This is a genomic window from Flavobacterium sp. Sr18 (assembly GCF_011064265.1).
Classification (GTDB): Bacteria; Bacteroidota; Bacteroidia; order Flavobacteriales; family Flavobacteriaceae; genus Flavobacterium; species Flavobacterium petrolei.
Window position 1 is genome coordinate 3,429,540 of sequence record NZ_CP049329.1, and the last position, 14,956, is coordinate 3,444,495.

Here is a 14,956-nt window from a genome sequence, read left to right on the forward strand (position 1 = left end):
AAAAAAACAATGTGTCTCTAACTATTTAAAATATAGTCTTTTGAAATAAAAATAGGATTATAGAATTAACTATTTGAAAATTACGGTACGAGGTTTTGCCAATTCAAAATCCTGAAATCCAAAATCAGTGGTTTCAAAGGAATTTGTTTTAAAAATATGCTCACCATATCCCGGTATTGAAGGATAATATGAAATCGAAATTTGGAAAGAACTAAAAACCAAATAATCGTTGTTGATAATGAAACCAATTCCAATTTTTGAATACACTTTACTTTCTATCAAGCCACTTTTAGCATTTCCAAGTAATGCAACTGAATAATTTAGATACGGATTCAATCGAAAACCCCATAAATCCCAAGGTGCGTATGCTTGAGTTTGGAGTGTTAATAGTGCTTTTTCGGTACCGTATTTCGCTATTGTAAATCCATTGAGTCCATAATTCTCGTTGATTGAAAGTTGATCTCCAATAGCTTCCATTCGGTTGGAACCAATGACTAATTGTGGTTTTACAAACTGACGCAATTTCCATCTTCCAATGCTTATTAGATTGGTAAAATAATTGGCCTGAAAAGAAAATGCTGTTTGTTTTGTTGTTGCTTTTTCAAAAAAAGTTCCAATTTCAATATTAGCACTTAGAAACCCCCATTTATAGAAGTTTCCAAAAGCGGCACGACCACCCAAATAGTATCTTCCGACATTATTTTTATATTGATAACCAGTTGTTATTCCGTATATTCTTCCAATAGGGACATCCTCAATGATTCCGTTTCTGAAAATAAAGCGGTCTCTAATAAATTTACGGGATGAAATACCAATGCCAACCAAAGCGAGTTTTTCATTGGAATAAAAATCATCGGGATCATATTCAAAAACGGGACTCTCTAGGTATTTAAGATGTAAAAATCTTCCTGTTGTAACAAGATTTGTTGTTCTTTCACTTTCTGTGTTACCTTTGAAAATTTTAAAAGCGCGTCCAACCCAAAAATCGTGTGTGTTGTATTTAAAATTTTGATATGCAAATACTAAATTGGAGTCGGGCAGAGTGTCTTTTCTAAATTGCTGATCGACATAAATTCCTCCAGCCCATTTTGTCAATGGAGAATAAAAAGGGCGATCAATTGCTATACTTTTACCATAATACTCTTCTAAATCAATTTGATAGCTGACTTTAGTGTTTATAAAAGTATTTTTTATATTTGGAATACTGTAAGCAACGGAATAAGCGCTTTTGCCATCACTGAATCTATTTCTTATTTTGTTTTCAAATTGATGACCTGATCCTAAAAAATTCCGGTCATTCAGTCCAAAGCTTACTCGTGAACTTGATAGCGACCCCTTGGGAACCAAACTCCAGGAATCCAAAACTCGGATAGCAATATCAACAGAATCAGGGCTATTCGGAATTAATTTGGGAGCAATATCCACGCGATTTATAAAGCGTTGTGTACGTATCAAACGTTCGGATTCTTTCACAAGCAGCGAATCAAAAGGCTTGTTTTTTTTGATAAGTAATAAATTTCTTATTGTAAGTCGATTGGTTTTAATATGGATTTTATTTCCATTTCTTTCCGCCCAATTTTTAGGCTTTTTTAATGTGTCAATTTCAGAATAACCAAAAGGATCAAGTGTTAGAATAGTAATATTCCTTATAATTTTTCCTTCAAAAATGCCGTATTTTTTTTGAACTTCTTTTGTTATTTCTTTTTTTAAAACAGGCGTTCTAAAAACTATTTTATGCATTAATTTGGTAAACTTATTCTTTTTAGAATAGTTTTTAATATTTAAATATAAGTTGGAGGAATCTTTTTTGGTCTCTGTTTCTTGCGCATTAGTTATCTGTGAAACACAGATAAAAAGAAGGAATAATATCAGTTTTATTTTTTTATACATTGCAAAAGAATCAACTGTAAAAATAGTGAAGCAACTCAGGAGTATAGCTCTTAGATTGCATAAAGATGTAAAAGGTTCAGAATTTGAAACTGATATTTTTTTGAATACTTAATCTAACTTTTGGTTCGGTTTGTATCAGTTTCTGTAGTAGTTTCGGTAAAAACCGGAACAACAACATCAGCTTTTATAATCATATTTTCAGCTGGTGCTTCAGAATCAAATAGGGGTAATTTTATTTTACGCCACGTGTACGTTTTAGGTAAATGATCCCCCATCAAATAGCCCCAAGGTTCTAAAGATTCAATTCTATCGAAAATCACTTTTAAAACAGCAAGAATAGGAAGTGCTAAAAACATTCCGGAAACGCCTGCAATTGCACCACCAATAATGATTCCGACAATCGATATAAATGCATTTATTTCAACTTTAGAACTTACAATCAAAGGAACAATAATATTATTGTCAATAAGCTGTACGACAATAGTAATTACAATAACACCAATGATTATTGATAAATCAGGGGAACCGGTAAGCGAAGCAACAATACTTAAAACGCCGGCAAATAGAATTCCGATGTACGGAATCAGATTTAGAATTCCTGTGATTATTCCCAATAAAATAGCGTATTTTACTCCTATAAGCATAAAACCAAGCGTTGTCATTATAGATATTAAAATCATTTCAATAATCAAACCTACAATGTAACTGTTGATGGCTACTCTAACATTTGTTAAAATGTTTTTTAACTGTTCGTGGTTTTCTTTTTTAATTAATTTAGATAAAAACAGTAAAAAATGTGTTCTGTATAAAAGAATTAAAAAAGTATAAATCGGTATCAAAGTCAAATTGACTAAAGTATCTGTAAAAGACATTAGAGTAGTTCCAATGATTTCTTTTCCTTTTTCCATTGAATCTTCAGCTGCAGTATCAATATACTGTTTTTGTTCTCTGGAACTTAAATGAAAATTATCTCTGACAAATCCTTGGATATTACTAAGATGAATATTAATGTTTCTTTCAATTTTATCAAAATCATCAGCAAAATCACTGATCTGAAAAGATAGGAATACAAAAAGAGCTATAAAAATTAATACAAAAAATATCACTGCTATCATTACAGCCAAGACATGTGGAAAACGAAGTTTTGATTTGAAAAACTGAACAATAGGATACAATAATATGGCAAATAAAAACGACATCATTACAGGAATCAATATGTCTTGACCAATGTAAAAAATAAAGACAATAGAAATTAAACCCAATAAAGTCAAGCTTAATTTTGCGTAAAATGGAAGTTTCAGGATGTCATTCATATCTTTTGGTTTTGTTTTATAAATCAACTGTTTTTTACCAGTTAGCAACCGACAAATATGTGTAAATATAAAAATTAAAGTATTACATATTTTTTAGCAATTGTTGCATAATTATCACTTCTTAATCAAGAGATTTATGAATGAAAATAAAATTTTCATTCATAAAGTTATGAATTAATCTACGAATTCTTTGTTTTCAAAATGATTTTTTAATATTGAGATTCCTTTTTGTAAAAGAAGGTTGTTTGGGTAAATAATGTTTTCATCGTCATTTGTTTTTAAAAAAACATGAAAAGCTCCAATGTCTACTATTTCTGCTTGAATAGGGAAATCCTTGTCGTGAATTTTGATAATATCACCTATTTTAAAGGGAAAAGAAAAAAACAAAATAATACCGGAAGTAATGTTACTCAAAATAGACCATTGGGCAAACATGGCGACACCTACAACGGTTGTGATAGAAGAAAGCGCAATAATAATGTCTTGCGTCTGAACTCCCCAAATTAGTATTAAAGAAATAATCACCAGGATATTTATCAATAAATGTATGTATTTGATAACTAGATTGGTTCTGTGTTCCAGCTTTTGATTTAGTTTTGCATAGCGTCGGACTAATTTGGTTGAAATTATTCGCAATAAAATCAGTAAAATCCCTAAGGTTCCGGTTGCAATTAGTTCCCGAGTAAATTCATGTATGAATGATATTTCCATAAAACGACTAGGCTAAATTATTTAAATATTCATACACTTTATCCGTAGGCATTCCCATAACATTTGCATAGGAACCTTCAATTTTTGAAACGCCAATGAAGCCAATCCATTCCTGAATTCCGTACGAACCTGCTTTGTCATAAGGTTTGTAGTTTTCTAAATAATAACGAATCGATTCATCGCTTAGTTCGTTGAAAGTGACTTTTGTTATTTCGTATAAAATTTCTACTTTTTCATTGGTTTTAAAACAAACGGAAGTAATGACTTCATGAGTAGCATTCGATAATGATTTCAGGATCTTAAAAGCATCATGTTCGTCTTTTGGTTTGCCTAAAGCGGTATTGTTGTGCCAGACAATGGTATCGCTGGTAATCAGAATTTCATTTGGTTTTAATTCTCCTTCGAAAGCGCTGGCTTTCAATTCAGCCAAATAATTAGTAATTTCGTGTTCTTTTAATTCTGGAGGATAGATTTCTTCAATTTCTTTCAATCGAATTTCAAAATCCAAGTCTAAATCTTTAAAGAATTGCTGACGTCTCGGTGAACCCGAAGCCAGGATTAAAGTGTATTTTTCTAATTTATTTCTAAGCATTATATTTCATATTTAAACTGATAACAACAACGGAAAGGATTCCAAAAAGCAAAATCCATTTTAAAAGTATACTCAAAAAATGGAATTCTTTATTGGTTGTAGCCGTCCACATTTTTATAGTGAAAAAAATCAGCGGACTTACAACAAAAAGTAACATATATAGTGTAACGAACAGTAATTCGACCAAGTATTTATTGATGTAAAATAAAATAAAAAAAAGTGGAATAAAACTTAATCCAAAAACTATTTTTGCAGTTCTGGATTTTCCTATTGCAATAGGCAAGGTGTTCATTCCTTGATTGTAATCGCCATCTGTGTCCTCAATGTCTTTAACGATTTCCCGCAACAGATTAATCATAAAAGCAAAAATAGCGTAATCCAGCAAAATAGAAAAAAGCAATCCCATTTGCTGTTGATTGTCAATTCTAGTGGCAGGATATAAATCGAAAATTCCAATGATAATGACACTAAAAGAAAGCAGTAATGCCACAATTATGTTACCAATAAGCATCATTTGTTTGAAACTTGTGGCGTACAAATAAAGTGTAGCTGCAACCATAATAAAAATAGAAGCAAAACCTGGTTTGTCTATAATATTTGATAAATAGAAACCAATTGCCACACCCGTTACAGTAAGTCCAATATATAAATTGTAGGCTTGTGTTTCCGAAATGTCTTTGCCTACAATAACAGTTTTGGGTTTGTTGATAGCATCCGTCTGTTGGTCAAAAATATTATTAATGACATAGCCACCAGCAGCAATCAAAACGGTTGACAAAACCAATAATCCATATTGCCAATCTGCTAATGCCAAAGGAATATTTTGAATTTTAAAAAATCCATACCTAAAAATAAGCTGCATAAAAGCAAGCATGAGCAGGTTTTGATATCGGATGAGTTTTAGAAATGGAACCACAGATGTCATTTAAAATTTATAATTTAATATTTAAAATAGCACTAATCGTGTTTCCCATCAAAATGCGCCATCCATTTTCCTTGCGCTTTCATAACTTGTTCAATGACATCTCTCGCAGCACCTTTCCCTCCGTTTTTATGCGAAATATATCTTGAAATCCCTTTGATCTCCGGACTTGCATCTTGAGGACAAGCTGGTAATCCCACTAATTTCATCACATGATAATCTGGAATATCGTCGCCCATATACAAAACCTGTTCTGGATTTATTTTATAGACATCCGTATATTCATCAAAGGTTTCTACTTTATCAGGTGTGCCCAAATAAATATCAGTAATGCCAAGATTTCGCAGTCTAACTCTCACGCCTTCATTGCTTCCACCTGAAATAATGCATACATTATAACCACTTTCAACGGCTGCTTTCATCGCATAACCATCTCTGATGTTCATCGTTCTCAGAATTTCTCCTTCATTGGTTACAAAAACAGAACTGTCCGTAAGTACACCATCGACATCAAAAATAAAAGTAGTGATATCGTTCATTATTTCTTTATAACTTTTTGCCATTCTCTTGTATTGATTGTGTTAGTGTTTTATAAATTTTAAGGTGATTTTCATTAGATAAAAACGCTTCATGCGCTTCAATAGTAATCGAATCATTGCGTTTTGCAGGACCAGTTTGCGCTTCTTCTGGAGAAAGTACTATTATTTTATTGGCAGTTTCAGCAATTAGCGGTTTCAAAATTTCAAAAGGAACTTGGTTTTCCTCACAAATTTCCTGACCTAATTGGTACAAATGATTCGTGAAATTATTAACAAAAACGGCTGCCACGTGCAAGGCTTTTCGTTGTTCTGAATTGATTGCGAAAACTTTTTCAGAAATAGATTTGGCTACTTTATCCAGTAATTGATAATCGGTAGCATTTTCACTTTCCAAGCAAATGGGAATGATTTTAAAATCAACGGCTTTATTTTTAGTAAAAGTTTGTAAAGGGTAAAAAACTCCTTTTCGGTTATCTTCATCCAAAGCATGCAGTGGAACACTTCCGGAAGTATGCACGACCAATCGATTTTTAAACGGAAGTTGCGACGAAATTGCTCCAATTACATCGTCAGAAACAGCAATAATGTACAAGTTCGCTTCCGCCAAAGTATCTAAATCATTTGTGATCTGATCTAAATTGAGTAGGTGGGAAACACTTGCTGTTTGTCTGGAATACACCTGAATTAAATCGATGTCCGACCCCAGAATTTGAGCATTTTTAAAAGCAGCAATTAGATGTTGCGCAACATTTCCGGAACCGATAATTACTACTTTGACCATGCGACAAAATTAGCAAAAAAATATTAAGATTTTTATTCGAAAATTACACGAACAAAAAAGGGAATTTAGCCTTATAAAGAGCCTTTTCCTTCTTTGACTTTCATTCTTATTTTTGGATTAAATTAACAAATGTCAGAATATAGAAGTCAACATTTTTAAGTACTTTTGTGGCACTTTTACAAAACATAATCCCATAAAAATGGATAAAAAAATATTCTCTTTTTTGTTTTCTACCCGCTTAATGGCCTTCTTATTTATTTCCTATGCCGTTGCCATGGCCACCGGAACTTTTATCGAAAGTAAATACAACACCGATACCGCTAAAATTTTAATTTACAATGCCTGGTGGTTTGAAGCCATACACGTATTTTTCTTAATCAATTTCATTGGAAATATTAAGCGTTACCAACTCTTAAAAAAAGAAAAATGGGCTACTTTATTACTGCATTTGTCTTTTATCTTCATTATTGCGGGTGCTTTTGTAACGCGTTACATTAGTTATGAAGGAATGATGCCCATCAGAGAAGGCGCTTCGGAAAATCAAATTTTTTCAGATAAAACGTTTCTGACTGTTTTTGTTGATGGCGAATATAAAGGGGAAATGAAACGCAGGGTTTTTGAAAAGCAAGTATTGCTTTCTCCGGCTGTAAATAATAATTTCCGTATTTCCGAAAAGTTTGCTGACACACCATTTGAAGTAAAATATGAAAATTTCATAATGGGAGCCAAAGAATATATTAAGCCTGATCCAAAGGGAACAGTGTTTTTAAAAATTGTAGAAGCTGGTGATGGCGGTCGTCACGAGCATTTCTTGAAAGAGGGCGAAGTACAAAATATTCATAACGTTTTATTTTCGTTAAATAAATTTACGGATGGTGCCATAAATATCAATACAACCGGAAGTGCCTATACGATTCAAACGCCTTTTGAAGGAAACTTTATGCGAATGGCGGATAAATTACAGGGCAAAGTGACTAAAGATAATGCGCAACCCTTGATGATGCGCTCTTTATACAGCATAGGTGAAATGCGATTTGTATTTCCAGATCCTGCAGTAAAAGGAATTGTTGATTACGAATCGGATAATGATTTCAAAGCTAAAAGTCATGAGGATGCGGTAATGATAAAAGTTATTGCTGACGGTCAAGAAAAAACAGTTACCGTTTTAGGTTCCAAAGGTAAAGTAGGAGAGGCCAAAACGGTAAAAATTGGGAATATAGATTACTCTTTTTTCTACGGAAGTAAAGCATATGTGTTGCCTTTCAAGATAAAATTGAATGATTTTATTGCTCAGAAATATCCAGGAACAGAGAAAAGTTATTCTTCGTTTGAAAGTAAAGTAACCGTTGAAGATACGGAACCATTTGATGCCAGAATTTATATGAATAATGTATTGGACCATAAAGGATATCGCTTTTTTCAGTCTAGTTTTGATCCTGATGAAAAAGGAACAGTTTTATCTGTAAATCATGATTTTTGGGGAACTGCACTAACTTATGCCGGTTATTTTATGTTGTATTTTGCAATGATGGCGATTATGTTTACCAAATATTCTCGTTTTGCAGATATCAAACGCAAACTGGAAGTAGTTAAAACTAAGAAAGCTAAATTGTTAACTATTCTTATTTTGTTTTTTAGTTTCAGCACTTTCGCACAAGAACAGGAACACAATCACGCGGATCACGAGGGACATACGCATACGGAAGCTGAAGCAGCACCGGCAACGCATGCTAATCATACCAAAAAAATATTGAGTCAGGATGAACTGAATGATTTGATTACTAAATATAAAGTTCCTGCAGAACATGCGGCAAAATTTGGTAGACTTGTAATCCAAGACGGTGGCGGAAGAATGAAACCGATTAATACATTTTCATCAGAATTGTTGCGTAAAGTAAGTCATGATGATTCGTATAGCGGAATGAATTCGGATCAGGTATTTTTGTCCATGACACAATATGCAAGTTATTGGATTGAAATCCCAATTATTTATTTAAGAAGTGGTAACGACAGTTTAAGAAAAATAATTGGAGTCGACAAAAAAGCAGAATTTGCTCCTTTTGTGGCTTTCTTTGATTCCAAAGGAAATTACAAGCTTTCTAAATATTTAGAAACATCTTTCAAAGCGGCAAATCCTAATCAATTCGAAAAAGATTTTATAGAAACGGATAAGAAAGTAAACTTGATGGAATCTGCATTAAGCGGTCGAATATTAAAGATTTTCCCTCTTCCGGATGATAAAAATAACAAATGGGTTTCTTATTTAGAACTCAACGAAGCCGGTTTCAAAGGAATGGAAGCGACCTATACTAAAAATGTATTGCCTTTATATTTTGGTTCTTTGGCTAACGCTTCATCTTCTAATGACTACAAAACAGCCGATGAATTGCTGGAAAGCATCAAAGGTTTCCAAAAACGTTTTGGTAGCAAAGTAAGACCAAGCGAAGAAAAAATCACTTCAGAAGTATTGTATAACAAATATGATGTTTTCAAAAAATTACCGTATTGGTATATTTTCGCATCGATTTTGATGTTATTTTTCACGATTTTACAAATCTTCAAAGAAAGAAAGGCGTTGAATTATTTAGTTAATTTTATGCACATTGTTGTAATTGGATTATTTGTGTTACACACTTTGGGACTAATTGCAAGATGGTATATTTCTGGTCACGCGCCTTGGAGTAATGCGTATGAATCTATTATATATGTGGCTTGGGCAACGATGTTTTTTGGATTAGCTTTCGACAGGAAATCGAAACTTACGGTGGCTTCTTCAGCTTTTGTAACTGCGATGATTTTGGCTGCGGCCTACATGAACTGGATTGACCCGGAAATTGCTAATCTGCAACCGGTACTGAATTCCTACTGGTTAATGATTCACGTTGCGGTAATTGTGGCTAGTTATGGCCCGTTTGCATTAGGATTTATTTTAGGTGCTGTTTCATTATTACTGATTTTGTTTACCAATGAAAAAAACAAAGCCAAAATGGATTTGAATATTCAGGAAATCACTTATATTAATGAATTAGCCTTAACGATAGGTTTAATAATGTTAACTATTGGAAACTTCCTTGGAGGACAATGGGCCAATGAAAGTTGGGGACGTTACTGGGGATGGGATCCAAAAGAAACTTGGGCATTGATCAGTATTATGGTGTATGCTTTTGTAATTCATGCCCGATTTGTTCCATCTTTACGAGGAAAATGGATTTTCAATTTAATGAGCATGTTTGCTTTTATATCTATTTTGTTTACGTATTATGGAGTAAATTTTCACTTGGTGGGATTGCATTCTTACGCAAGTGGAGAAGCACATTCGTTGAGTTGGATTTGGTATTCTCTTGGAGGAATTACTTTATTTGGTGCTGTTTCCTATCCAAAATATAAGAAATATTATAAAAAATAAGATTTTTTTGATTCTTAAAGCTGTTCTTCTGAGCAGCTTTTTTTGTTTTTAGAAGTATTAGAAAAACTTCGTTAATTGTGTTATTTTTATAAAAAATAGATGCTATGAATTTCGACTATAAATTATCCGTATTGCTATGTTCTCTTTTCTGGATGGTTAGCTGTAAATCTCAAAATGTGATTTATAAGGCTGAAGTCAATAATCAGTTTGTAAATGACAGTACGTTTGTCAATTTAAAACAGTATAGTCAAGATTTTGAATATGATATGAAATATGCTACTGCTGATAACTTCTTAAAAGCAAAAGTCTATGACTGTGGAGAATGTTTTTTACGTTTAAAAACGGTTAATGCACTTATTGCAGCTAATAAAAAGTTTATTGAAAAAGGATACAAAATCAAAATTTTTGATTGTTATCGTCCTTTAGACATTCAAAAAAAAATGTGGAAAATTGTTTCTAATCCAAAATACGTTGCTAACCCTGCCAAAGGTTCTATTCACAATAGAGGAGGAGCAGTAGATATTACTTTAGTAGATCGTTTTGGAAAAGAATTAGACATGGGAACTTCCTTCGACTTTTTTGGAAGAGAAGCAAGTCACAATTATTTAAATGTTTCAGAAGAAGTGAAGAAAAACAGAATAGTATTGAAAACTATAATGACAAGTAACGGGTTTAATTCTTTCGATTCCGAATGGTGGCATTACAACTTAAAGTCTGGATTGAATGATGCAGTTTCTAATGCTAAATGGGATTGTAAATAAGTACTTATTCAATGCATTTTAAGTTATCAATGAAATAGGTCTCTGGATTGTAAATTTCGCTCGTTAATTCAGATTTGAACTCTTTTTTGAACACATAATCTTCGGTATCTGTTAAATATTTAATTCGCATCATCGATACAGGTGAGCTTTTTAAATCCTGAAAACTATCTTTCATAAACATAAAAATACCAGAATTAACTCTATTGTCAAATCCTTTTTCATCACGGATCATGGTGCCGCAATTTTCTTGATCAATATGAATTAACGTAATTATTTTTCCATTATTTAACTGCAAAAATAATTTGGAGTTTTTGTCGAAACAATTCGCCTTTATAAAATCTTTACTTTTTTGAATTAATTGAACTGTTAAAGTTGGTAAGCCATCTGTTAATGCTAAAGAATAAAAAATATAACTTGAATTCCCTGCAAAATTTTTTTCGCTAATCATGTATTCTTTGGTTGCTTTATAAGTCCCAATAGAATCAGTTACGTTAGCACTGTATTCGCATGGTTCTTGAGCAAATATGTTCAGACTGAAGAATAATATGGTTATTGTAATAATGTATTTCATTTTATGATATTTTGGTGCAAATTAAAACAATTTTATTATTATTCTCATCGGTTGTGAAAAAACAATAGACATTTCCGCCGTCTTTTATTTTCCATTTTTTCCGAATGCTTTCTACACTATCTGGAAAATTTCTTGTTGTGATATTTGCTTGTGTGTTTTCTAAAAAGGATTTCATTTCCAGTTTGTTGTACGGCAAAAATTTTTGAATTTCAAAAACGCGTCCTGGAAAAGATTTGATTTCAGTCGAAGTGTATAAATGAGAATGCTTATGAAGTTTATCTAAATTGTAGAGGGAACTTACGGCATCGAATCCACCAGATTTCATTATTGCACTATTGGGTTCGTAAAGATATTTTTTTGGCAAACTTAAGGTTGAAGAATTAGATTCCTCATTCAAAATAAATTCAAAAGTGTCTGATTTATCCTTTGTTATGTTTATTGTTTTTATAGATGTATTGCCAGAAAAAGATTTGTGGATTTCCCATAATAACTCTTTAACTTCGTTATCAATGGCTACAATATGAATCGTTTTTACGTGTTGTAATTCTGATAATCCAGCTGAAATATCTAGTAATGGAGCAGTTTTGATTAAAATTGCCTCTGTATTTTTAAAATAAAAATCTAAATTTTCAGGTACATTAGGGAAGCAATCTTTGAGCAGAAATACTTTTCCTTTGGCATCATTTCGTCTGGATGGATCAATGTAAATCCAGTCCCATTTTTTATTTAAAATGTGTAAAGTATCCAAACTATCGCCTGAATAACAAGTAATATTTAAAACATTCAATTGTTCAAAATTGTGTTTTACAACCGCTGATAATTCTAAATTGATTTCACAATGGACGACATTCTTTATTTTTTTTGCAAAATAATAATCGTCTACACCAAAACCTCCCGTCAAATCAATTAAACTTTCTCCAGAAACTATGGAAGCTTTATATTCTGCTGTTTTTTGTGATGAAGTTTGTTCTATCGATATTTTACTGGGATAAATAATGTTTTTGGTTGAGAACCAAATCGATAATTTATCTTTTGCTTTTGTTTTAGCTTCAATTTGATTCAAAATACGAATCCAATCCACGTCAGGAAATGGATTTTTTTGAAGCGCTAATTTCGAAATGCTCGTGCCAATATTCGCATTGATAAATGCTTGTATTTCGGGATTTAAAAGCATTAAATCCAACATTAAATATCTTTTGTTAATAGCATGATAATTTTGTTTTCTGGGAAAAATTCTTTACCCATTACTTTAATTATGGTGTATAAAGGAACAGCGACTATCATTCCTAATATACCGAAAAGAAAGCCTGCAATCAGGATAACAAGAAATATTTCCAGCGGATGTGAACTTACACTTTTTGAAAAAATGATGGGCTGGGATAAATTATTATCTATAATTTGAACAATCCAAAAACCAATTAAAACATAAACGGTGGTTGGTAAAATTTCAGATTGAAAATCACTTCCCAGATTGCTTAACATAGTTAGAATTGCAGCCAAAACGGATGCAATAAGCGGTCCAATATAGGGGATAATATTCAAAACCGCGCATAAAAAGGCAATAACAAGCGCGTTTGGAACTCCAAAAAGGAATAACACAATTAGGTATAAAAGGAATACAATGAATAATTGAAGCAATAATCCAATAAAATAGCGAGATAGTAAGTGATTAATTTTTTCTAATGAATGTAATATTTGATCTTCATGGCTGTTTGGAATTAGTTTTTTTGCTCCTACAATGAACATGAGTCTGTCTTTTAAAAAGAAAAAAGTAATGAATAAAACAGAACCTAATCCAACGCCTAAACTACTTAGTGTACCTAGAATCGTATTTAAAAAGTTAGGTATAAAATTAAAATTTATTTTGGAGGTTATGTTTGCTTCTTGTAAAACTTGAGCAGAGTCAATTTGGTGATTGTCTAGAAAAACGGTAATTTGGGTGATTAACTGCAGTATGTCTTTTTCAATCTCAGTAGTGTTAAGAAGTGATAGGTTTTGTCCTTGAGATAAAATCAAAGGAACAAACATCATTATAAAACCAAAAATGATTAATATGAAAATAAACAATGTTGCTATCGTTGCAACAATATGATTGAATTTTAATCGCTTTTTAAAAAAGTCTAAAATGGGATTTCCTATTAATGTGAGTATGAATGATACAACAAGATAAATCAGTACGGATTGAATTTGATAAAAAAAGAATAACACTAAGCCACAGAAAGTTAGTGTTAATAATGCTCTGAGAATCCCGTTTGAAATGGTTTTTGATGTAATCATGTTCCTAATTTAGATTGTAAATATAAAAAAACTCGCTAACAAGTAGCGAGTTTTGATTTCAAAAAAAACTAAAAAATTATATTCCGAAACTTGCTCTTGCTCCACCTGAAACAAATAAAGCAGCCATTCTAGATTTTTGACCGTTAGAGAACATATACATTCCTGCATCGTCAGTATAGTCCATGTAGTTCATTGTCATTTCTACTGGAGTACCAGTACAAGTGCTGTAGTGAGGATAAGCAGGAATACCATAGTTTGCATCATTGTGTGTAGGTGTATCAGAAACTAAATCGCTTCCACAAGTTGCATCACCCCAAATGTGACGTAAGTTCATCCAGTGACCCACTTCGTGAGTAGCTGTTCTTCCTAAATTAAATGGTGCAGCGGCAGTACCTGTAGATCCAAAAGCATTGTTGTCAATTACAACTCCGTCAGTAGCAGAAGCTCCTCCAGGAAACTGTGCATAACCAAGAATACCGCCACCCAAGTTACATGACCACATGTTTAAAACAGTTGTAGGTGTAGTTGGTGCAATTCCTTTTGCTGATTTTTTCATAGCATCATTAGTAGACCATGAGGAGGTAGTTGTAGATTTTCTTACTACATTTTGTAATACAAATGTAATTCCAACATTCGCTTTTACGCCTGAGAACAAAGTAGGAACTGAAGAATAATCAGAATTTAAAGCATTAAAATCTTTATTTAAGACATCAATTTGAGATTGGATTTGAGCCAATGAAATATTTTCTGCAGCAGTTCTGTATAAAACGTTTACGACCACTGGAATTTCTACTTTACCGTTTACTAAACGTCCCGATAACATTGCTTTCTCCGTAAAAGCGTCAATTTTATTCATTCTTAAAGCTAATGTTGGATCAGCTTTCATTTGTGCTGCAAGAACTTCTTGTGAAGCACAACCACGTCGCGATACTGCACTTGCTTCTGGATTAGATTCTGTTGTGTCATTCTGACAAGAGAAAAGCATTAAAAATGCAGCAGCAGATAAAAGAATTTTTTTCATAATAAATTTGTTATAAATTAATAGTTTTGGTTAATTATTTCACAATTTTATAACAAATTTTTCATAAAAAAAACAATTGATCAACTTTTTTATTAAATAATTTCTAACTCTCACATTTTACGGGTTTCCGTAAAATTAGATTTTTTTATTTTCAATGTATTTTCTTATGTTT

The 14,956-nt window shown here is 32.2% G+C and carries 13 protein-coding genes; 2 read left to right on the top strand and 11 right to left on the bottom strand.

Going from position 1 to position 14,956, the window contains the following annotated elements; genetic code table 11:
- Positions 1–69: 69 nt before the first annotated feature.
- From G7A72_RS15035 to G7A72_RS15065, 7 genes are all read right to left on the bottom strand, one after another.
- Positions 70–1,740, bottom strand: a complete 1,671-nt coding sequence (locus tag G7A72_RS15035; protein ID WP_241258524.1) for a hypothetical protein — start codon at positions 1,738–1,740, stop codon at positions 70–72.
- Between the two features lie 263 nt (positions 1,741–2,003).
- Positions 2,004–3,203 carry an AI-2E family transporter gene (locus tag G7A72_RS15040; protein WP_165153105.1) on the bottom strand — a complete coding sequence of 400 codons (1,200 nt, stop codon included), beginning with the start codon at positions 3,201–3,203 and terminating at the stop codon, positions 2,004–2,006.
- A gap of 174 nt (positions 3,204–3,377) precedes the next feature.
- Entirely contained in the window at positions 3,378–3,908 is a 531-nt protein-coding gene (locus tag G7A72_RS15045; RefSeq protein ID WP_165153782.1) for a mechanosensitive ion channel domain-containing protein, read from the bottom strand.
- Positions 3,909–3,921: 13 nt separating this feature from the next.
- Complete coding sequence (locus tag G7A72_RS15050) at positions 3,922–4,506, bottom strand: Maf-like protein (RefSeq protein ID WP_165153107.1); 585 nt, start codon at positions 4,504–4,506, stop codon at positions 3,922–3,924.
- Complete coding sequence (locus G7A72_RS15055) at positions 4,499–5,380, bottom strand: geranylgeranylglycerol-phosphate geranylgeranyltransferase (protein ID WP_241258617.1); 882 nt, start codon at positions 5,378–5,380, stop codon at positions 4,499–4,501. Before G7A72_RS15055 ends, G7A72_RS15050 begins: the two co-directional genes overlap by 8 nt.
- 83 nt (positions 5,381–5,463) lie before the next feature.
- On the bottom strand, positions 5,464–5,991 hold the full coding sequence (locus G7A72_RS15060) for an HAD family hydrolase (protein ID WP_165153111.1): 528 nt from the start codon (positions 5,989–5,991) through the stop codon (positions 5,464–5,466).
- Positions 5,975–6,748, bottom strand: coding sequence for a Rossmann-like and DUF2520 domain-containing protein (locus G7A72_RS15065; RefSeq protein WP_165153113.1), 774 nt, complete (start codon positions 6,746–6,748; stop codon positions 5,975–5,977). The genes G7A72_RS15060 and G7A72_RS15065 overlap by 17 nt, the downstream gene beginning before the upstream one ends.
- Before the next feature lie 199 nt (positions 6,749–6,947).
- Between G7A72_RS15065 and ccsA the strand changes: the two genes are divergently transcribed.
- Positions 6,948–10,154: a cytochrome c biogenesis protein CcsA gene (ccsA, locus tag G7A72_RS15070; protein ID WP_165153115.1), complete on the top strand. Its 3,207-nt coding sequence runs from the start codon at positions 6,948–6,950 to the stop codon at positions 10,152–10,154.
- A 104-nt stretch (positions 10,155–10,258) separates the two neighbouring features.
- On the top strand, positions 10,259–10,915 hold the full coding sequence (locus G7A72_RS15075; protein WP_165153117.1) for a M15 family metallopeptidase: 657 nt from the start codon (positions 10,259–10,261) through the stop codon (positions 10,913–10,915).
- Between the two features lie 4 nt (positions 10,916–10,919).
- On the opposite strand, the gene G7A72_RS15080 is transcribed toward G7A72_RS15075, so the two are convergent.
- From G7A72_RS15080 to G7A72_RS15095, 4 genes are all read right to left on the bottom strand, one after another.
- The gene (locus G7A72_RS15080; protein ID WP_165153119.1) at positions 10,920–11,486 is read right to left on the bottom strand and encodes a hypothetical protein; all 567 of its coding nucleotides are present in this window, start codon (positions 11,484–11,486) and stop codon (positions 10,920–10,922) included.
- Position 11,487: 1 nt separating this feature from the next.
- Positions 11,488–12,660, bottom strand: coding sequence for a class I SAM-dependent methyltransferase (locus G7A72_RS15085; RefSeq protein ID WP_371807551.1), 1,173 nt, complete (start codon positions 12,658–12,660; stop codon positions 11,488–11,490).
- 11 nt (positions 12,661–12,671) lie between these two features.
- The gene (locus G7A72_RS15090) at positions 12,672–13,763 is read right to left on the bottom strand and encodes an AI-2E family transporter (protein ID WP_165153121.1); all 1,092 of its coding nucleotides are present in this window, start codon (positions 13,761–13,763) and stop codon (positions 12,672–12,674) included.
- Between the two features lie 76 nt (positions 13,764–13,839).
- Complete coding sequence (locus G7A72_RS15095) at positions 13,840–14,784, bottom strand: zinc metalloprotease (protein WP_165153123.1); 945 nt, start codon at positions 14,782–14,784, stop codon at positions 13,840–13,842.
- Positions 14,785–14,956: the final 172 nt, after the last annotated feature.